This is a genomic window from Shewanella sp. BF02_Schw (assembly GCF_014596695.2).
In the GTDB taxonomy this organism is placed as follows: domain Bacteria; phylum Pseudomonadota; class Gammaproteobacteria; order Enterobacterales; family Shewanellaceae; genus Shewanella.
In genome coordinates this window covers 968324-988896 of record NZ_JABKAW020000001.1, presented here as the reverse complement: position 1 = coordinate 988896, position 20573 = coordinate 968324, and the positions used below count along the sequence as shown (strand labels likewise).

The 20573-nt window shown below is 39.7% G+C and carries 17 protein-coding genes; 7 read left to right on the top strand and 10 right to left on the bottom strand.

Going from position 1 to position 20573, the window contains the following annotated elements; genetic code table 11:
• Positions 1 to 19: 19 nt before the first annotated feature.
• The 5 genes from tolA to HNW13_RS04435 form a co-directional block, all read right to left on the bottom strand.
• Entirely contained in the window at positions 20 to 982 is a 963-nt protein-coding gene (gene tolA / locus HNW13_RS04455) for a cell envelope integrity protein TolA (RefSeq protein WP_011636934.1), read from the bottom strand.
• Positions 983 to 1411, bottom strand: coding sequence for a protein TolR (gene tolR / locus HNW13_RS04450; protein WP_101086784.1), 429 nt, complete (start codon positions 1409 to 1411; stop codon positions 983 to 985).
• Positions 1411 to 2100, bottom strand: coding sequence for a protein TolQ (gene tolQ, locus HNW13_RS04445; protein ID WP_101086783.1), 690 nt, complete (start codon positions 2098 to 2100; stop codon positions 1411 to 1413). The genes tolR and tolQ overlap by 1 nt, the downstream gene beginning before the upstream one ends.
• Positions 2090 to 2491, bottom strand: coding sequence for a tol-pal system-associated acyl-CoA thioesterase (gene ybgC / locus HNW13_RS04440; protein ID WP_101086782.1), 402 nt, complete (start codon positions 2489 to 2491; stop codon positions 2090 to 2092). Before ybgC ends, tolQ begins: the two co-directional genes overlap by 11 nt.
• Positions 2492 to 3818: 1327 nt before the next feature.
• Positions 3819 to 4688 carry an OmpA family protein gene (locus tag HNW13_RS04435; protein ID WP_192115151.1) on the bottom strand — a complete coding sequence of 290 codons (870 nt, stop codon included), beginning with the start codon at positions 4686 to 4688 and terminating at the stop codon, positions 3819 to 3821.
• 189 nt (positions 4689 to 4877) lie between these two features.
• Between HNW13_RS04435 and rnt the strand changes: the two genes are divergently transcribed.
• The gene (gene rnt / locus HNW13_RS04430) at positions 4878 to 5543 is read left to right on the top strand and encodes a ribonuclease T (protein WP_162023402.1); all 666 of its coding nucleotides are present in this window, start codon (positions 4878 to 4880) and stop codon (positions 5541 to 5543) included.
• 124 nt (positions 5544 to 5667) lie between these two features.
• Here the strand turns inward: rnt and HNW13_RS04425 are convergent, their stop codons facing one another.
• The gene (locus HNW13_RS04425; protein ID WP_011636928.1) at positions 5668 to 6273 is read right to left on the bottom strand and encodes a peroxiredoxin C; all 606 of its coding nucleotides are present in this window, start codon (positions 6271 to 6273) and stop codon (positions 5668 to 5670) included.
• Positions 6274 to 6663: 390 nt separating this feature from the next.
• On the opposite strand from HNW13_RS04425, the gene HNW13_RS04420 reads away from it, so the two are divergent.
• Positions 6664 to 7986 (top strand): Na+/H+ antiporter family protein, encoded by a 1323-nt coding sequence (locus HNW13_RS04420; protein WP_101086778.1) that lies wholly within the window; start codon positions 6664 to 6666, stop codon positions 7984 to 7986.
• Positions 7987 to 8118: 132 nt separating this feature from the next.
• Here HNW13_RS04420 and upp read toward each other — a convergent pair whose 3' ends face one another.
• On the bottom strand, positions 8119 to 8745 hold the full coding sequence (gene upp / locus HNW13_RS04415; RefSeq protein ID WP_101086777.1) for a uracil phosphoribosyltransferase: 627 nt from the start codon (positions 8743 to 8745) through the stop codon (positions 8119 to 8121).
• 241 nt (positions 8746 to 8986) lie between these two features.
• On the opposite strand from upp, the gene purM reads away from it, so the two are divergent.
• Both purM and purN read left to right on the top strand, forming a co-directional pair.
• A complete protein-coding gene (purM, locus tag HNW13_RS04410; RefSeq protein WP_101086776.1) occupies positions 8987 to 10024 on the top strand; it encodes a phosphoribosylformylglycinamidine cyclo-ligase in 1038 nt (345 codons plus the stop codon).
• Positions 10024 to 10668 (top strand): phosphoribosylglycinamide formyltransferase, encoded by a 645-nt coding sequence (gene purN / locus HNW13_RS04405; RefSeq protein ID WP_101086775.1) that lies wholly within the window; start codon positions 10024 to 10026, stop codon positions 10666 to 10668. The genes purM and purN overlap by 1 nt, the downstream gene beginning before the upstream one ends.
• A 97-nt stretch (positions 10669 to 10765) precedes the next feature.
• Here the strand turns inward: purN and cysB are convergent, their stop codons facing one another.
• Entirely contained in the window at positions 10766 to 11743 is a 978-nt protein-coding gene (gene cysB / locus HNW13_RS04400; RefSeq protein ID WP_162023403.1) for an HTH-type transcriptional regulator CysB, read from the bottom strand.
• Positions 11744 to 12132: 389 nt separating this feature from the next.
• On the opposite strand from cysB, the gene HNW13_RS04395 reads away from it, so the two are divergent.
• The 3 genes from HNW13_RS04395 to HNW13_RS04385 all read left to right on the top strand — a co-directional run bounded on the left by HNW13_RS04395 (position 12133) and on the right by HNW13_RS04385 (position 15020).
• Positions 12133 to 12912 carry a hypothetical protein gene (locus HNW13_RS04395; protein WP_101086773.1) on the top strand — a complete coding sequence of 260 codons (780 nt, stop codon included), beginning with the start codon at positions 12133 to 12135 and terminating at the stop codon, positions 12910 to 12912.
• Between the two features lie 489 nt (positions 12913 to 13401).
• Positions 13402 to 14433 carry an IS630 family transposase gene (locus HNW13_RS04390; protein WP_124013279.1) on the top strand — a complete coding sequence of 344 codons (1032 nt, stop codon included), beginning with the start codon at positions 13402 to 13404 and terminating at the stop codon, positions 14431 to 14433.
• A gap of 134 nt (positions 14434 to 14567) precedes the next feature.
• Complete coding sequence (locus tag HNW13_RS04385; protein ID WP_101086772.1) at positions 14568 to 15020, top strand: DUF4878 domain-containing protein; 453 nt, start codon at positions 14568 to 14570, stop codon at positions 15018 to 15020.
• A gap of 1042 nt (positions 15021 to 16062) precedes the next feature.
• Here HNW13_RS04385 and hrpA read toward each other — a convergent pair.
• Together hrpA and HNW13_RS04375 are read right to left on the bottom strand one after the other, a co-directional pair.
• Positions 16063 to 19938 carry an ATP-dependent RNA helicase HrpA gene (gene hrpA, locus HNW13_RS04380; RefSeq protein WP_192115183.1) on the bottom strand — a complete coding sequence of 1292 codons (3876 nt, stop codon included), beginning with the start codon at positions 19936 to 19938 and terminating at the stop codon, positions 16063 to 16065.
• Positions 19939 to 20015: 77 nt separating this feature from the next.
• A complete protein-coding gene (locus HNW13_RS04375) occupies positions 20016 to 20432 on the bottom strand; it encodes a CBS domain-containing protein (RefSeq protein WP_192115184.1) in 417 nt (138 codons plus the stop codon).
• Positions 20433 to 20573 lie beyond the last annotated feature (141 nt).

Below are 20573 nucleotides of genomic sequence, written 5' to 3'. Positions count from 1 at the left end.
TCATTAAATACGATTGATATTAATTAAATTCCGGTGAAACGGTTAAATTAATTTCTTTTAATTGCTGATAAACAGCCGGTTCAGGCGATACTGGTAACCGTCCCGCTTTATTTATCGACGCTTTGGCTGCTCGACAAACTACCTGATCACCATCTAACGTTTGGCTTGTTGTGACAAAACCATCTGACGCTAGACGAATAAAGACCCTGCAGCTTTTCCCACGCATTGACTCATCAACAACTAAATTTCGTTGAATAGTGGCAATAATCATGGCCTTATATTTATCAACTTCTGACAACACTTGCTTGTTACGTGTTTTAGAAAGTGAATCTTGTTCAGCAGCCATAGCCTCTGCCATTTCACGTTCTTGGCGCGCTTTAGTATCAGCTTCTGCTTTACGTTTACGCTCAGCATCTTCTTTACGTTTACGTTCGTCATCAGCACGTTGACGTTCTTCTTGAGCTTTTTTCGCAGCAGCCTCTTCTTGCTTACGTTTTTCAGCGGCTTTCTTAGCTGCGTCCTCAGAAGCTTTTTGCTCTTGTTCTTTTTGCTTGCGTACTACTTCAGCTTTATCTGCTCGCTCTTTTTCTAGCACTTGCTTTGCCTGAGCGGCTTTAGCGGCGTCATTAGCCTTTTGAGTTTCCTGCTCTTTTTGTTTACGCTGGATCTCTAAAGTTTTAATTTTTTCTTGCTCACGTTCACGCTCACGGCGAGCTTCCGATGCTTTACGTTCTAGTTCTGCTTGACGGGCTTTTTCTTGCTTAGCCACATCTTGCTTTTGTTTCTTTAATTGCTCAACTCTGTCATTCACTTTCTGTTGATCAATTACAATTGCTTGAACGGCAGGTGCACTTGCTGCTGCCGTTTGCATTTGCTTGGGCTTATCATCAAAACTAATGCCTAAAGCAAGAATGACGATAAATCCAATATGAATACCAGCAGAAATAGAAACTGGTACGGTTAAATCTGAATTTCCAGCCACCTATTTCTCCTTTGGTGAATCGGTCATTAGCCCTACGGCAGGCACACCAGCACCTTGCAAGCTAATCATTAATTGAATAACGCTTTCATAAGGTATCGTGCGGTCCGCTTTTACAACCACTGGCCTTAACGGTTCAAGTTGGATTAATGCTCCAACTTCAGTTGATACTTGCTCTAAGTCCATAACTTCAGAGTTAGAACTACTGCCGATATTCAAAAAATATTGTCCCTCTGCGTCAATCGATGCAACGATAGGAGGCTTACTATCAGGTGGCAACGACTCCGCATTACCTTGAGGCAATTCTACTTTGACTCCTTGCGATACAATAGGCGCTGTCACCATAAAAATAATCAACAACACCAACATCACGTCGATGTAAGGTACCACGTTGATTTCTGCAACTGGACGACGACGTTTACGCTGATACATTAAACAGCTTCCTTCTCGCTATACGCTTGACGTTGCAATATGTTGGAGAATTCTTCCATAAAGTTAGCATAACTCATTTCAATTTTATCAACTTGCGTTGTAAAACGGTTATAACCAATAACGGCAGGTATTGCAGCAAACAAGCCCATTGCAGTTGCAATCAATGCTTCTGCAATACCAGGTGCAACCATTGCCAATGTGGCATTTTCTACCGCGCCCAGTGCAATAAAGGAATTCATAATTCCCCATACCGTACCAAACAAGCCAATGTATGGACTGGTTGAACCAATCGTTGCCAATAACGGTAAATGGTTTTCAAGTTTCTCCATTTCGCGCGACAAACTCACTCGCATTGCTCGAGACGTTCCATCCATAACCGCTTCAGGAGCTTTACTGTTTACTTTGCTCAAACGAGTATATTCTTTGAAACCAGCCACAAACATCGATTCTAAACCAGAGATAGCACTACCACGCGCAATTAATTCTTTGTAAAGACGATTTAAATCAACACCAGACCAAAACGTTTCTTCAAAACGTAATGACTTAACTCTTGCAGAGCCTAATAATTTGTTGCGTTGAATGATCACTGCCCATGAGGCAATCGATAATGCCAACAAGGTCAGCATAACTAACTTTACCAACACACTGGCTTCTAAAAACAAACCAATAAATGAAATTTCAGCGTGCACTGTCAAACTCCTGAACAATATTTAGGGGAATAGCACGGGGACGCATACGTGATAAAGATATACACGCGACAACAACAGTCGCTTCACAATAGCAATCACCTTGATGATCTACTAGGCGCTGGTGAAATACCAACGACACTTTTTTTAATTCTATAACCTTGGATTCAACCACGAAATCCTGTTCAAATTTTGCAGCTTTACGAAAATCTAATTCTGCATGTTTGACGACAAAAGCAATATCTTCTGCCAACAGTTCAGCTTGGCGAACACCCATTGCTTTTAACCATTGCGTTCGGGCTCGTTCAAAAAATTTTAAGTAATTCGAATGGTACACAACACCGCCGGCATCGGTATCTTCGTAATAGATTGAAATAGGCCAAACAAACATAATCTGAACATCAATTTTTAGGTTGTAAAAGTTGGCTTACTATACCGAGTACCAACACGCTTGTGAATATTGTACCGAGGGAAAAGCAGACTTTATTTTGCTCAAAATGCGCTAAAACACACTAAAAACCTCAGGAACTGTAAGAGATGAAGCTTTATTAATGTGTTTACCCAAAAATTTAACAATTTATTAAACAAAACATGTCATATAAATAGAATTGTTCCTGGTAACAACAGCATACTTTTACGGCCTAAAACTCACAAAAAGACAATAATCAGGTAAAAGTAAACTGCGAATCCCCCTTACCATCGCACACTTTGCAAAATGTAAACGTGAATAAATGTTAAGCCGGTAAAATTCAGCAACCTCTTTTTAGCAAATACATTATCAATTGTTAAGTTAATAGCATTATCTTACTCGTCTTGATGACCATATGCTGTGTGTTAAACATCAAGAAGAGATAACCGTAAAATCCCACCTTAAATATGGATAGAATAATCATATCCATAGTGGTATAGAGTAATATTTAACATATTAAAAGGAGTAAGCAGACTTTACAGCATGACGGGATATATACTATTTGTTAAATATTATTGTTACCTAATTAACTAATCCGAATAGTTATGCATAAAATATAAGTAATAACCTAATAAAGCGCTATATAAGACGATTAGAGTATAAATAACATATCACCACAGCCACAAAGCATTAGTTTTACTAATGCTAATGCTTAATTTTTCTAGTTTGTCAGATTAGTGTATACATTCTATTATTGCCTCGTTTTCAGGACACATCTGATTCAGATGTTGAAAACCAAGAACTCCAAACTGATGTAACCCAATACCTCAGTTATCCCTAGTTCTTATGCTTGACTTCCTTCCTTAAATTTGTTGATTGCAAATTATTTAGCCCACTTGGATTAAGTGGGTTTTTTTTACCTTTTTTTTAGCATCTTTATAAACCCAAATGAGAAGCTTTGCGAAAAAAATTGTAAATTCGAGCGCTACTGATAGGTTGAACCCTTTCAAATGATCACCACGCAAAATACCCTTACATTTTTTATTGATTAGGCTCTTAAAGGAACGATGGTTCATTTATAAAGAGTATTGTCGATTTGGCTCAATTTAGTGTTATGAATGTTGAATAAATGCCGAGTAAAGCAGACTGATAAACATAGGGGAACTTTGGCTGTCGTATCAATACTATTTATTAGAAAAATAGCTGAATCAAGTTACTAGCAACATCGTGACTCAAGTAAATTGATATCTCAATCATATCCAGTAATAAGGATACTGCCCATGGCTGAGCAGTGAGTGATACATGAATGGGTTTATATAGGCTTGGTTATTTTAATCACGACTCTGCGGTTAATCTTACGTTCTTCAGCAAGATCATTGCCTGTTACATGGCGTTTTTCACCATGACCCGATGTATGAATCCGATCCTTAGGAATACCACTAGCGATGAGAATATCTTTCACTGAGTCCGCACGTTTATCTGACACCTTTTGGTTAACCGAACGTCCACCGTAACTGTCGGTGTAAGCATCAATCAGTACAAGCTCGACTTCAGGGTCATAAGACAAATAACGCTGTATTTTCTGTAATTGTTGGGTAGAAAAACGAGTCAGATCTACCCCGCCTTCTTGGTAATTTAACACTGTAAAAGCAATATCATCAAAACTGTAAGGCAGTAAATTAGCCAAGCAGGCGCGAAATTCACGGTATTTACCGCCAAAATTAGCTGACGACAATCCCACGGCAATTTTAGCGTTTTGATTATACCAATCCGCATAATAAAACGTGGGCTCCATTCCTTGACTCAATTCATTCAACATCGACCAAGCGGCTTTTTTGGGTACTTCACCATTAAATTGCTTATTGTAAGTCAGTTGAGTGATTTCTTTAGAATTGTGTCCAGGACGCCAACTAGGGGCTCGACTAATTAATGTCGCGTTGGTCACCGAATCAGGTTTTAACCACATATCTAACGTAAAATGTAAATTTAGCTCTTTACCGGCATTACTGGTAAACACAGCACGCCCATAGTCAGGAATATCATGTTCAAGACGGCATTCTATCGGATTGTTCTCACCGATACGCCATGCTGAGTTTTCCAGTGACGCAACGTAGTGCCTCAAATCGGCATTAGCCGTTGAGCAAAGACACAAACTTGTGAGGACCATCAGTTTTCGCCACATAAAACCACCCTTTATATACCCGATTACATTTGTTCTATCGGCCATAAAGTCAGTTCCTTTAGTAAACAATCATGTTTAATCGATGATAAAAACCACAATCAAACATGACACTGCGCTTGAGTTTGCGCATAATACTCGGCTTATATCATTTGCACCGATGAATGATAGCTATTGAGGATAAAAACTGTAATGACTGATATTTGCGACGCTAATAAGTTTAAACACCGATTTCGTGGTTATTTCCCTGTTGTTATCGATGTCGAAACTGCTGGGTTTAATGCTAATACCGATGCGTTGCTTGAAATTGCCGTCAGCTTACTAAAAATGAATAGTGATGGGATCATTGTACTTGATAGAACCCTTCATTTTCATATTGAGCCTTTTGAAGGCGCGAACTTAGAGCCTGCAGCTTTAGCTTTTAATGGTATAGACCCCACTAATCCACTTCGTGGTGCAGTAGACGAAAAAGTCGCTTTTTTAGAGATTTTTAAAGAAGTAAAAAAAGCCCAAAAAGCAGCAGATTGTCATCGCAGTATCATTGTCGCGCACAATGCCGCTTTTGATTTAGGTTTTGTTAACAAGGCTATTGAACGAAATGGTTTAAAACGTTCTCCTTTTCATCCTTTTGCTAGCTTTGATACCGCGACACTTGCAGGCCTGGCTATTGGACACACAGTATTAGCTAAAGCCTGTAAAATGGCAGGGATCGATTTCGACAACAATGAAGCCCATTCAGCATTATATGATACCGAACGTACCGCCGAACTATTTTGCCTTATAGTCAATCGATGGAAAGCATTGGGTGGTTGGCCATTAGCGGCTGTGGAAGATGATACCGACTCAGCAAGCGAATAATGAATACTCAGCCCTTTGATCTCATGCCAGCCATCTACACTCAGCTAGTGCGATAACAAAGTATTAATTTTATCCAATAAAAAAGCTGCCGAAGCAGCTTTTTTATTATCTCTGACTTGCTAGATTATAGCTTATCAGAATTATCTTTTAGATATGCAGCAACACCTTCAGTGCTTGCAGTCATACCTTTTTCGCCTTTTGACCAGCCCGCTGGACAAACTTCACCGTGCTCTTCATGGAACTGAAGTGCGTCAATCATACGGATCATTTCATCAACGTTACGGCCTAGTGGTAAATCGTTAACCACTTGGTGACGAACTTGGCCTTCTTTGTCTACTAAGAAAGAACCACGGAAAGCCACACCAGCTTCTGGATGCTCTACGTCGTATGCTTTACAAATTTCGTGCTTAACATCAGCAACTAGAGTGTACTTAACTTGGCCAATACCACCCTTGTCTACTGGAGTGTTACGCCATGCGTTATGAGTAAACTGTGAATCAATAGAAACACCAATCACTTCAACACCACGTTTAGTGAACTCTTCCATACGGTGATCAAAAGCAATTAGCTCTGATGGGCATACAAAAGTAAAATCGAGTGGGTAGAAGAAAATAACTGCAGGCTTACCTTTAATTGCGGTAGCAAGGTTAAATGTGTCAACAATTTCACCAGAACCAAGAACGGCTGCTGCGGTAAAATCTGGGGCTGGACGGCCTACTAATACGCTCATTATCTATCTCCATTTAATGGCTTAAACACTCAACAACGGTATATGCGTATCGCAAAATGATGATCCACCAAGCAATTACCCATACCGTTGGGACTTATATCAGTCGTATACCATACATCTAAATTAACGGACTTATAAGTCATTTCAGATGAAAGTTGGTTTACTTGCTGAAAAATAAAACATGATGACCCATTAAATAATAAGTTTCAAATATGACAAAATGATTTGATAACAAGATTTCACTCATCACTATCAACAACCACATGTTAAACAGCAAATAATTCTGAGCTAACTATCAGCAAAAAATACCTAAAAAAGCGATATGCGCTGGACAAATAGACACTAGACAGTCAAGAATAGCGGCCTCACTTATTTTTAAGAAAAATGATTATGAATGCGGTTGTTATCGCGGTTTGCTTAATGCTGTTTTTAAGCTTTATTCGAATTAACGTTGTGGTCTCACTAACCATCAGTGCTGTTGTCGCCGGTTTAGTCGGTGGATTAGATATTCATCAAACAATTGCAGCCTTTAATGATGGCCTAGGCGGCGGCGCTCAAATAGCCCTAAGCTACGCATTGCTTGGTGCATTTGCAGCAGCGTTGTCACATTCAGGCTTAACAACATTGATTTCTCATTCAATTATAAAGAAACTCGGTAAAGAACCCAATAGTAGTAATACTCAAGTTGTACGTTGGTTGTTATTGGTCACAATATTATTGATGGCAGTTTCATCACAAAATATTTTGCCTATACACATCGCTTTCATACCCATTCTTATTCCACCATTACTGCATGTCATTTCAAAGCTACATATCGACCGCCGTCTTATAGCCTGTATTCTCACATTTGGCTTGGTCACCACGTACATGATTCTACCCATCGGTTTTGGCGGTATTTTCCTCAATGATATCCTGTTGGCAAATTTAAATACAAATGGGCTAAATGCAATCCGTGAACAAATTCCTAACGCAATGCTATTACCTGCTATGGGCATGGTTGTAGGTTTACTCACCGCAATATTTATTAGTTACCGCAAACCTAGACAATACATGATTGAAGAACCAGTGGTAAGCGACAATATTGAAACCACGATAAGTCGAAAAAGCCTAGTGATATCACTCTCAGCAATAGTGGTCACTTTAATCGTTCAATTACAAACTGATTCGATGATATTTGGTGCATTAAGTGGATTTATTATCTTTCGTTTTTCAGGAATCATTAAACACGAAGTAAGCAAAGACCTGTTTAATCAAGGTGTGCACATGATGGCCAGCATCGGCTTTATTATGATTGCAGCAGCAGGCTTTGCTGCAGTAGTTAAATCTACCGGGGAAGTTGGCACACTAGTGACCTCTCTAGGTGACATCATTGGTGACAACAAAGCGTTAGCCGCATTACTGATGCTTATTGTTGGATTATTGATCACCATGGGAATTGGCTCTTCGTTCTCAACCATTCCCATTATCGCCACTATTTACGTGCCTTTAGCGCTCAGTTTTGGTTTTTCTGTCGCAGCAACAATTGCGTTAGTGGGTACCGCTGCAGCGCTTGGTGACGCGGGTTCGCCAGCATCAGATTCGACACTAGGTCCCACAGCTGGTCTTAATGCCGATGGGCAACATGATCATATTCGCGACAGCGTGATCCCAACGTTTATTCACTATAATATTCCACTGCTTGTTTTTGGTTGGATTGCTGCGATGGTGCTTTAACATTTAACAGATAGCTACGGCTTATCAAGATAAAAATAAAAACGGGAGCCTCACTAAAGGCTCCCGTTTTTATGGTCTCGTACATGATATTAATCATATCGAGCCTAGGTATCTATAATCTCGGATAACGAACTATTTGGTACCGAATATCTTATCGCCCGCATCACCTAAACCTGGCAAGATATAACCTTGCTCGTTTAAGCAATCATCAATCGCAGCGGTATACAATTCAATATCAGGATGCGCGAGTTCAAGTGCTTTAATACCTTCTGGTGCAGCAACCAAAACCAACGCTTTAATTGAAGTACAACCACGTTTTTTCAGCAGGTCGATAGTCGCAATCATTGAACCACCAGTCGCTAACATTGGGTCAACCACTAAAGCAATACGCTCTTCAACATTACTGACTATTTTTTCAAAGTAAGGTATAGGTTGTAGTGTTTCTTCATCACGATAAATACCCACTACAGAAATACGCGCACTAGGAAGATGCTCAAGAACGCCATCCATCATACCTAAACCCGCACGAAGAATAGGCACTACGGTCACTTTCTTACCTTTAAGTTGCTCAATAGTAACAGGGCCATTCCAACCTTCAATTGTCACCGTTTCAGTTTCAAAATCAGCGGTAGCTTCGTAGGTTAATAAACTGCCAACTTCAGTGGCAAGTTCACGAAATCGTTTGGTGCTGATATCAGCTTCACGCATCAAACCGACTTTATGACGTACCAGTGGATGCTTTACTTCAACGACTTTCATTTCTTTCTCCTAGATTTCTGACTATTTCAGGCAAATTTGACAAATGTTAGTCGATTTATCCTCTCTATAAAACATAAAGTTTCAAAATTGCAGTAAATCGTGACCTAAACCAATAAAAAATAGGCAATTCATCGTTTTCTTTATAGGATAAAGTAAAAACATGGCTTCCGACTAGCAGCACAAACTGGTAGAATATTGCCGCATAAAATTCCATAAAACGATGTACCCTAGAGGATCCTCCGTGACCACTCCTACCCCCCTAAGTTACAAAGACGCCGGCGTTGATATCGATGCAGGTAATGCGTTAGTAAACAACATTAAATCTGCGGTAAAACGCACTCGCCGTCCAGAAGTTATGGGCAATTTAGGTGGTTTTGGCGCATTATGCGAATTACCAACTAAATACAAACATCCAGTGCTTGTTTCGGGCACTGATGGTGTTGGCACTAAATTAAGATTAGCCATTGATTACAAAAAGCATGACACCGTCGGTGTTGATTTAGTTGCTATGTGTGTCAATGACCTGATTGTTTCTGGCGCTGAACCGCTTTTCTTCCTCGATTACTACGCGACTGGTAAGCTTGACGTTGAAACGGCAACCTCAGTTGTTAGCGGCATTGCAGAAGGTTGTTTCCAATCTGGTTGCGCATTAATCGGTGGCGAAACGGCTGAAATGCCGGGCATGTACGAAGGCGAAGATTACGACCTTGCCGGATTTTGTGTTGGTGTTGTTGAAAAAGCAGACATCATTGATGGTACCAAAGTCAAAGCCGGTGACTCACTCATAGCACTTGGTTCGAGTGGTCCTCATTCAAATGGTTACTCATTAATCCGTAAGGTATTAGAAGTCAGCAAAGCAGACCCTCAGCAAGATCTTGCTGGTAAGCCATTAATTGACCATTTATTAGAGCCTACCAGAATTTATGTTAAGCCTTTGTTGAAGCTGATTGAACAGTCAGACATTCACGCTATGGCGCACATTACCGGTGGTGGATTCTGGGAAAATATCCCACGAGTGCTTCCTGATGATTGTAAAGCTGTAATCAAGGGTGACTCTTGGCAATGGCCAGTGGTGTTCGATTGGATAATGACAAACGGTAACATAGCACAACACGAAATGTTCCTAACATTTAACTGTGGTGTGGGTATGGTTATTGCGCTGCCAACAGACAAAGTCGATGCTGCATTGGCATTATTAACAGCAGAAGGCGAAAATGCTTGGTTGATAGGTGAAATTGCTACGCGTCAAGGTGACGAAGAGCAAGTGGAGATCATCTAATGAGCCAAAGCTGTCGTGTTGTGGTACTGATTTCCGGTAATGGCAGTAATCTTCAAGCTATCATTGATGGCTGTGACGATAACCTAAAAGCTGACATTGTTGGTGTGATTAGTAACAAGCCGGATGCTTATGGGTTAATTCGCGCTCATCAAAGCGAGATTGATACCAGTTGCGTTATTCCTTATACCAATGAAGTACGCAGTGATTATGATGCGCGTTTATTGAAATCAATTGAAAAATACCAACCGGATCTGATTATTCTTGCAGGTTTTATGCGTATTTTGACAGATGATTTTGTAAGTCACTTCCTTGGAAAGATGATTAATATTCATCCATCATTATTGCCTAAGTATACCGGGCTTCACACGCATCAACGGGCTATTGATGCCGGCGATAAAAAGCATGGCGCTAGTGTGCATTTTGTTATTCCAGAGCTCGATGCCGGACCGGTAATATTACAAGCTAAAGTCCCTATTTACCCTGAAGATAATGCTGAAGTATTAGCTGAGCGTGTTCATGAACAAGAACATGCCATTTATCCTCTTGTAGTAAAATGGTTCAGCTTAGGTCGTTTAGCGATGGCTGATGGTAAAGCTTACTTAGATGGCGAGTTAATTGGTCCATCTGGTTACGCACCAGATTAATATCGATTACTAAGTGACTAAGTCTTTATGTTAAAAACAAAAAACCTCGCTAATTCGCGAGGTTTTTTTATGCTATAAACATTGTCGATATACAGTGCTAACGTACCGGTAATGTCATGTCTGCAAACATTTCATCAATCAGTTGTTGATCACGAAGCGCGACCGCTTTTTCTACCACATCTCGGGTTAAATGCGGTGCAAAATGTCGCATAAAGTCATACATGTAACTGCGTAAAAAGCTACCACGTCTAAAACCAATTTTGGTTGTACTATGAGCAAACAAATGACTCGCATCAATCGCGACTAGATCTTTATCTACTGCTGGATCGATAGCCATAGAAGCAATAACCCCTACCCCTAACCCTAAACGTACGTATGTTTTAAGTACATCAGCACTGGTTGCACTAAACACCACCCGAGGATCAAGATCCGCACGCTTAAAAGACTTTTCAATTTCAGAGGCTTTATCAAAACCAAACACATAAGTCACCAGCGGAAATTTGGCTAAATCTTCAATACTAATTTTTGTCGATTGAGTCGCGAATGGATGGTCACGAGTCACAACAATTGATCGATTCCAATGATAACAAGGCAGCATAATTAAATCGGTATATAAGTGCATTGCTTCAGTAGCAATGGCAAAATCAGCATCACCTCTAGCCGCTTGTTCACTAATTTGTGATGGCGTACCTTGATGCATATGCAAATTCACTTTCGGATATCGTTTAATAAACTCTTTAATAATTTGTGGCAGAGCATATCGAGCCTGAGTATCAGTGGTGGTAATATTTAAATCACCCTGATTAGGCTGAGTATATTCTTCAGATACCTTTTTAATGCTATCGACCTTGCCAAGTATATCATTTGCAATATCAATAACTTGCTGACCAGCTGGAGTCACGTGAGTCAAGTGCTTACCACTTCGACCAAATATTTGAATACCTAATTCATCTTCTAGCATTCTAACTTGCTTACTAATGCCGGGTTGTGAGGTATAGAGGTTCTCAGCCGTTGATGACACATTTAGGTTGTGTTTAACAACCTCTGCAATATATCTAAGTTGTTGCAGCTTCATGGTTTTATCCTTTATTTAACCAGCACTCATCAGCAAAATATGCAAATAAGAACAAATCGATCTATGTTTCACATGGCAAGAACAGTTGTTCAACTATAATAAAACGTTATATGACAATTGAAATGTAATATAAATAGGAATAACGAGCAAGTAAAAATCACCTGCAATTTAATTGACTTAGCTTTTGATAAACATCCTTACTCAAATGTTTAATGATTTATCAACAAAACGACTTATTATTCAACGACAGCCGCGATAACATACGCTAAGATATAGAATCATTTTGATGCAGTTTTATTGCAACAATTTATTCCAGCATCAAAATAACTTTTAGCCATTGTCGTTTGGCTATATTTACCATGAGATATGAAAGATAAAATGGAACCTTTATGTCCTTAATTTTGGTATTAATTCTTATTGGTGCACTCTTATTGCTGATTATCGGCTTTAGTATTGTCCAACAACAAAAAGAGCGTGCTGAAGCTGAACGTCGAGTAGAAGTATCTCGCCAACGCGCCATTATAGATGAAACCGATGCAGTATTATCCAACACAGGTATGACCCCGTCTTCTAGCCACATTATGTTAGTACTCTATCGCCGCATTCAAGATGCTTTAGAACAATCTGTTATCCATGCATCAGGCCAATTAAAATCGGATTATGAGCGTCGCCTAGCTGACATTAAAATGCAAATAGCCACAGTATCGAATTCACCAAGCCAAGTCCCTGCAATTGAGAATTTTCGTTTACCTGATAATGATAGACAAGTTTTAGAATTAGTAAAAACACTGAAGAAACTTAAAGCTATTTTACGTGCAGAACATAATAAGGGAAAAGTTGATCCGTCTATTTTTGCTGAAGAAGAAATGCGTATCGACAATCTGCAATTAAGGATTAATGTTGATTCTATGATTAGCCGCGCTCGTGCAGCATGCTTTATGAAGCAGTACGGTTCCAGTAAACAAATGGTCACAAAAGCATTAAACACGTTGCACACTATTAAAGCGCAAACGCCAAATGATCCTTTTATTGCTCGTAAAGTCGATGAAGCTAAGCAGTTACTCGATGAAATAATGGGCGCTCAAAAACACAGTGAACCGAGTGCTCCAAAACCGAAAAAAGAAGGCGATGATCTTGATATGCTGTTTCAACCGAAAAAGAAATGGTAATTATCTTTATATTCGCTAACTAAAAAACCAAGTCTCCTTAGGAGGCTTGGTTTTTTTATACGCAAAATCTATTTAATATAAAAACTGCGTTATTTTTTAACCACACATAAAAAATGCAGTAATACAGTGAGTTAGTAAAATAACTTACGTTCGTCAACACAGTTGTCCACAGAATCTGTGGATAACTGTGTGAGACATTCCTTATCACTATGTTTATTAGCAATAATAAATCGGTATGAACAAACACTCTCTATCGTTGTTTCTATACAAGTCTTGTGCGTTGATACAATTAACTTATGACATGTCATTTTGATTGCGTCAAGCCATTAACTACAAAAGTATCCTCATTTGTAGTTAATCGAACAAATAATAGCTTATCAGTAAACTGAAATGAACCATTGATACTTTCAATATATTACAAAATATGAGCATATACCCGTGATCATTGAAAATGCTTGATTTTGTCCCAAATGGGATCATCATAGCCCCATGAAACAAATTACACTCTCGCCAGAACAAAAAGTAGCATTGGAAACTCGACATAAAAGCTCGAGTGATAGGCGTGAGTGTGATCGCATTAAAGCCATTTTACTACGCGATGAAAATTGGCCAACGCCAATGATTGCCCAAGCGTTACGTATTCACGAAACGACCGTAGTTCGATACATTGATGCCTATGCTCACGACCAAAAACTCACGTGTAATAGTGGCGGCTCCTTAAGTTATCTGAGTCAAGAGCAAACTGAACTATTGATTGCACACCTGTGTGAGGTGACCTACTTGCATAGCCATCAAATAGTCGCTTATATCTCAGAACAATTTCAGATTAAGTACACAGTGTCAGGCCTCAATAAATGGCTGCATAAACATCAGTTCAGCTATAAAAACCCTAAAGGGGTTCCTCACAAATTTGATGAAGACAAACAAACGGCTTTCATTGAATATTATGAGCAACTAAAATCCTCGTTAACCCCTGATGAACCGTTATTATTTATGGATGCGGTTCATCCGACCCAAGCCACAAAAATCACCGCAGGCTGGATAAAAAAAGGCGTTGATAAACCGATAGAAACGACGGGAAGCCGAACCCGTATTAACGTGGTTGGTGCAATCCGACTTGGTCACTTAACAGAAGCGGTCATTGAGCAATATAGCAAAACGGTTAACGGTGCATCCATCATCGATTTTTTAAACCAAATTAGAGCGCGTTACTCAACAAGTGGTGTTATCCATTTGGTGCTTGATGGCGCTGGATACCATCGAAATGCCTTAGTAGTTAAAGAGGCTAAAAATCTGAATATAACATTGCATTACCTGCCGCCTTATAGTCCAAATTTAAACCCAATAGAACGATTGTGGAAGGTAATGAATAAGCATGCGAGGAATGGGCAATACTTCGCAACGACAAAAGAATTCCGACGAAAAATCACTGACTTTTTTAGCATCACCCTCCCCGATATTGCCGATACACTCGGTGATACAATTAATGATAACTTTCAGAAATTAAAACCTGCAGTTTGAATTCACTTGAGTATATAAGGCTTTACGCTACAATTATTGATAATGATATTATTTAAATCGAGCCTATCCTTGTAAGCTATAGCATAAATCGAGATACTAGATAAAAATTATAATATCAGCAGTAAAAAAGCCTTATGTTAAAAATGACTTCCATTAAAATATTCTCTGTATTTCTACTGTTCATTCTCACTGCTTGCGGACAATCAGATGAATTTGGTCAACCTCAACTCACACCAGAACAAGTTTCTTTGGGTTTCTTCGAAGCTATTTATGTCGATCGTGATGTAGAGAAAGCTAAAAAGTTTGTCGCACCTGATATACAGGATGTTATGGATCATTATCATATAGCATCAGCGGTGCAACGACACGTATTAGGCTTATCCATGAAGCAAGTGACGATGTCTATTGATGAAATTGATATCGATTTTTTCCGAAAATTTACCGATGACGTGACTGTAATCGTTAAAATGCAAGGATTAAAAGGTGGAAGACAATGGATTGATGATCGAACCATTCGTCTGCATAAACAAGGCAATACCTGGATTATTGTTGAGATACTACCCGAAAAAGGTCGTATTGAAGGTTAGTATTGAGTCAAAACAGATTACCAAAATTAGCTAATTTTAGTGTTTAATCATGATGGGAGATCAAAAACAATTATCGTTCATTTCAGATACTCACCACTATGCGATATGTTTAAGCATTATAAATAATTGATAAAATAAACAATGAGCAATAACCAATAAAAATAGCAGCCTAGGCTGCTATTTTTATTTTTTGTCGGAGTATTTAATGCATCAACTGAGTTGCCAAAGCATTAATAAGCTCGTTCAATCGTCTTATTCTTCGTTAGAAGGTAAAGACTCTAACACGTCATCTTTCACTTGATAGTAAGCGTTTTCGTATTCATGAACTTCCATAATAACTCCAATCTTTTAGGTCGTTTTGTAGGTGTAGGCCTGTCTTTTTATAAACAATAACACGATATTGAATCCTTAATACTGACGACATCGTGTTAATGCTGGGGGGATGACATTTGCCTTACAGAGAGAAGAGTACCAATCACTTTCTTCTTGGCGCTAAGTATATCAATAGTCAGATCACTTTCAAACCACAATTACGAAAAACTTTCAGTTCTGTTTTGCGGATGGTCTGAATGTGCCTTTAAATTGAGATTTTACACTAAAAAACAGAAAGTCTTTCAGAAATTACAACATACTCGACGTGACAACGTACTAGCGCATTGCGATACAAGTCGACGGTTCCATTGCTGCTGTTAAGGCTAAACACCTATTACTATGCCCCTATAACGGCAACTCAAACTCTATAGTTCTGATTATTTATTGAAAGAATAATGCCCTTAAAAGATGAGGCAACAACATGATGAAATACCTGAGTGCCTCACTCAAAAATAATGCCCTGCACTCAGCCTGCACTATCAAAGCATTTAACGAATATGGCTAAGCTTTTGGTTTAGAATTAATCGTTAAAGCGGATTAGTTGCCAGGAAATGACAGGTCTTACAGGCATAACTAGAAATTGAATCAATTTGGGATAATAAAAAACCGACATCACCTAAGTGATATCGGTTTTATTCGCATTGTCATGCGATGGAGCAATGCATCAAGGTTACACTTGACTGATGGAATTCAATACTCGCTTTTCTGAAATAGGATAAGCGGTACCTAATACCTGAGCAAAACAAGATACCCGGTACTCTTCTATCATCCAGCGAGCTTCAATGAGTGCCTCTGGGACCGGTTGTGAACGTGGCACTTTGGCTAATTGAGCCGTTAACGCCTCTTGTACTTTTGCAATACTGTGCATGTGTAATCGATCACGTGTTGGGTCAACAGGTAGCTTATCGAGTCTATTTTCAATGGCTTTTAAATAACGAACAACATCCGTTAACCGTTGCCAGCCACAGTCTTCGACAAATCCTTTATACACAAGGCTATCAAGCTGAGTTTGAATATCACTCATTGCAAATGCAATATCTAAGCTAATTTTGCCCTTTAGACGTTTTTTAATACGTTGATAAATTGTCAAAATTTGCTCTACATTGAGCGCAATGCTCTCTGCTGTTGGGTTAAGCTCTTGGCGAACCCACTCTTTTGCTTGCTCGAACTGCTGCTCATTGCGAATGTCTAGTTGCTTTTGATCTAACAACTGCTGTACCGCTGCATTAATAATATCTTCGATTAATATCTGCACTTGTCCAAATGGATTAAAGTACATTGCTAGCTTTGCTTTATTAGGCAAAGCTTGTTGCAAATGTTTCACTGGCGAAGGAATGTTTATCAACAGTAATCGGCGTAAGCCTACTCGATGATGACGCTTTGCTTCATGTTCATCATCAAATAACTTAATCGCCACATCGGTTTTATTATCAATCAATGCCGGATATGCTTTAACTTCGTAATTACCTTTGCGCTGCTGATATTGAGCGGGTAAATCACCGAACGACCACGTAGTGATAGCCTGTTGTTCAATGCCTTTGTCAGCTACTTTACGTATTGCTTTAGCCACAACACCTTGCAGTTGGCCTTTTAATAGTTCTAAATCACGACCTTGGGCAACTAAACGACCATGGTCATCCTCAATCTTAAAGTTCATCTTAAGATGTTCTGTCAGTTGAGTTACATCAAAGTCGTCAGCAGAAATGCGTACACCGCTCATGCGCAGTAACTGTTTACACATGGTATCAAGCATCGATAACTCAAACGGCTTCATCGCTTGATAACATGCCCGAGCATAATCTGGGGCGGGAACAAAATTACGACGCAAATTTTTAGGCAAAGATTTAATCAGTGCAATCAACTTTTCTTGTCGTAACCCAGGCACTAGCCAATCAAAGTCACTGTCATCAATTTGATTAATCAGTGCAACAGGAATATGCACTGACACGCCGTCATCAATACTACCCGGTTCAAAATGATAACTGACAGTTAAGCCGAGATTACCTTTATGCCATATTTCTGGAAAATCGAGCGCAGATATATGGTCGGCACTACGCTGCATTAATAAGGCTTGGCTGTAATCGAGCAAGTCTGGCGTTTGTTGACGCGCTTTTTTCCACCAGGCAAAAAATAGTGGCCCATTATAAATGCCAACGGGTATTAGTGGTTCGTAAAAATCCACCAACACTTGTTCATCGACCAAAATATCTCGGCGGCGAGATTTATGTTCTAGCGACTCTATGTCATTAAGCAATTTTTGATTATTAACAAAAAACGTTTCTTTCGTCTGTAACTGCCCTTCGGCTAAAGCACTGCGAACAAAAATTTCTCGAGCTTCTATTGGGTCAATCGGTCCGTATTGCACTCGACGACGATTCACTATGGTCAAGCCATAAAGAACTTGGTTCTCAAGTGCTATAACGCTTGCCGCTTTGGCTTCAAAATGCGGTTCTAGATAATTCTTTTTCACTAAATGTGAGGCGAGTGATTCTAACCATTCAGGGTCTATTTTGGCGCAACAACGCGCAAATAAGCGTGAGGTTTCAGTCAGCTCAGCAGCCATTATCCACTTAGGACCTTTTTTCGCTAAAGGCGATCCCGGAAACACAAAGAATTTACGGTTACGCGCCCCTAGATACTCGTTGTTCTCGCCTTTAAAACCAACATGACTTAACAAGCCTGATAATAATGCTCGATGTAACTGTTCATAACTGGCTGCACTGTCATTAATACGCCATTTCAATTCATGGACGGCTTGTTTCACTTGAGTGTATAAATCTTGCCATTCACGTACGCGTAAATAGGCGAGATATTCGTCACGACATTGTTTTCTAAACTGACTGGCTGATAGCTCATGCTTTTGATCTTTTACGTGATCCCATAACTTCACCCAGCTGGCAAAGTCAGAGTCTTTATCCGCATACCGGCGATGACACTCGTCTGCTGCTTGTTTCTTTTCTGCGGGACGTTCACGCGGATCTTGAATCGACAAACCTGCAGTAATCACTAATGCTTCGTGTAAACAACCCAATTTGTTCGCTTCAATGACCATTCGGGCTAAACGCGGATCGAGTGGGATTTTCGCTAAATCTTTGCCTAATGGCGTTAACACTAGGTCATTACCAGACTTTTTAACCGCTTGTAATTCTTCAAGCAATAAAAAACCGTCTCGAATGTGTTTTTGATCCGGTGGTTGAATAAATGGAAATCCGCCAATGTCACCTAATCCAATTGCCAACATGTGCAAAATCACTGAAGCAAGATTGGTTCGTAATATTTCAGGATCAGTAAATTCAGGGCGCTGAATAAAATCCATTTCATCGTAAAGTCGAATACAAATACCTGGGCCTACACGACCACAACGTCCTTGACGTTGATTGGCACTGGCTTGCGATATGGGTTCTATCGGTAAACGTTGTACTTTCGTACGGTAACTATAACGGCTTATGCGTGCGGTACCAGGGTCGATAACATAACGGATCCCAGGCACGGTTAATGACGTTTCGGCAACGTTGGTAGCTAATACAATACGACGGCCAATATGGCTTTTAAAGACTTTAGATTGTTCACCGTAAGAAAGGCGCGCATATAGTGGTAAAACTTCAGTATCGCGATATTGCTGTTTATTGAGTAAATCAGCGGTATCGCGAATTTCACGCTCACCATTCATAAATATCAATATGTCGCCAGGACCCGCGGCCATTAACTCGTCTACGGCGGCAAAAATGCCATCACTAACATCTAAATCTTCATCAGTGTCGCGCACTAAAGGACGATAACGCGTTTCAACTTCAAATGTACGACCAGACACTTCAATAACAGGTGCATTATTAAAGTGTTTTGAAAAACGATCTACATCTATGGTAGCCGACGTAATAATAACTTTTAAATCAGGACGTTTTTTTAATACCTGCTTCAGATATCCCAATATAAAATCAATGTTTAAGCTGCGTTCATGCGCTTCATCAATAATAATCGCATCGTACTGGTTTAAAAATCGGTCCGAGGTGAGTTCGGCGAGCAAAATACCATCGGTCATCAGTTTAATATAACTGTTGTCACTCATGGCATCAGCAAAACGAACTTTAAAGCCAACAACTTCACCTAATGGGCTGTTAAGTTCATCAGCAATACGATTCGCGACACTTCGTGCAGCAAGACGACGAGGTTGGGTATGGCCAATTAAGCCTCGAGTTCCTAAACCCAGTTCAAGACAGATTTTAGGTAACTGGGTTGTTTTACCAGATCCTGTCTCCCCCGCCACAATCACCACTTGATTATTGGCAATAGCAGAAGCTATATCGTCACGTTTTTGCGACACAGGAAGTTCATCTGGATAACTAATAATAGGTCTAGACTGCAAGCGCTGCTGCGCTTTTTGATAGGCTTGCTGCGCAGCATCCGTTAACTGCGCTAACGTTTGGGATTTTTTTTCAGACTCGGCTTCTTTATTGACACGATACAAACGACGACGAATTTTAGCAGCATCGGTTTGATAACAAAGATTGAGATACGCCTTAGATAGCGGGTGAAGGTCCGAATTCAAATCTGATTCCCTTGCTTACATCAAAAAAAGCGATCCTAGCAAGGAAAACAGCAGAATGGTATTGATTTTAACGATTGCTAAGCTGGAGATAAGTAACACTGTTGCATATAAATATTCATCGCCTTAAGCACATTGGTCCGATTAATGGTTCCAATGACCTTTCCGGCACTCAATACAGGATAAATTTTTGGTTTAGAGCCTAACATTTGTTCAGCTAATTCCAATATACTTTCATCGGGAGCAACTGATAATACAGGGGTTTTCATACAATCTGCCACTGTACTGGTCATATCACAGTGGTAGCTACTTTTTAACATCACTGACAAGCAATCTTGTTGGGATAAGAACCCCACTAACTTTCCAACACTATCCACAACTGGCGCGCCGCTCTTATTACTTTCGAGTAGTTTCTCAACCGCTATTGCCAGTGACATATCTGCGGTTAACAGTATCGGACGTCTATCCATGTGATCTTTAATTTTTATTGAATCCATATTGCCCCCTAAATGCACGCTAATTGACTACGTGCTTAATAAATCTCGTCAATCAATTCAAAATGAATCAACATTCAAGTACTGACTTAATTTAAGTTTAGTCAATAATGGCTCAGTGGATAGAAAATAAAACCGATTGTT

Bases quoted from the DNA above. Each gene is read 5' to 3' on its own strand.
- tolR (WP_101086784.1), bottom strand. From the start codon at position 1,411: ATGTATCAGCGTAAACGTCGTCGTCCAGTTGCAGAAATCAACGTGGTA.
- HNW13_RS04435 (WP_192115151.1), bottom strand. From the start codon at position 4,688: ATGTGGCGAAAACTGATGGTCCTCACAAGTTTGTGTCTTTGCTCAACG.
- rnt (WP_162023402.1), top strand. From the start codon at position 4,878: ATGACTGATATTTGCGACGCTAATAAGTTTAAACACCGATTTCGTGGT.
- HNW13_RS04425 (WP_011636928.1), bottom strand. From the start codon at position 6,273: ATGAGCGTATTAGTAGGCCGTCCAGCCCCAGATTTTACCGCAGCAGCC.
- HNW13_RS04420 (WP_101086778.1), top strand. From the start codon at position 6,664: ATGAATGCGGTTGTTATCGCGGTTTGCTTAATGCTGTTTTTAAGCTTT.
- upp (WP_101086777.1), bottom strand. From the start codon at position 8,745: ATGAAAGTCGTTGAAGTAAAGCATCCACTGGTACGTCATAAAGTCGGT.
- purN (WP_101086775.1), top strand. From the start codon at position 10,024: ATGAGCCAAAGCTGTCGTGTTGTGGTACTGATTTCCGGTAATGGCAGT.
- cysB (WP_162023403.1), bottom strand. From the start codon at position 11,743: ATGAAGCTGCAACAACTTAGATATATTGCAGAGGTTGTTAAACACAAC.
- HNW13_RS04395 (WP_101086773.1), top strand. From the start codon at position 12,133: ATGTCCTTAATTTTGGTATTAATTCTTATTGGTGCACTCTTATTGCTG.
- HNW13_RS04390 (WP_124013279.1), top strand. From the start codon at position 13,402: ATGAAACAAATTACACTCTCGCCAGAACAAAAAGTAGCATTGGAAACT.
- HNW13_RS04385 (WP_101086772.1), top strand. From the start codon at position 14,568: ATGTTAAAAATGACTTCCATTAAAATATTCTCTGTATTTCTACTGTTC.
- HNW13_RS04375 (WP_192115184.1), bottom strand. From the start codon at position 20,432: ATGGATTCAATAAAAATTAAAGATCACATGGATAGACGTCCGATACTG.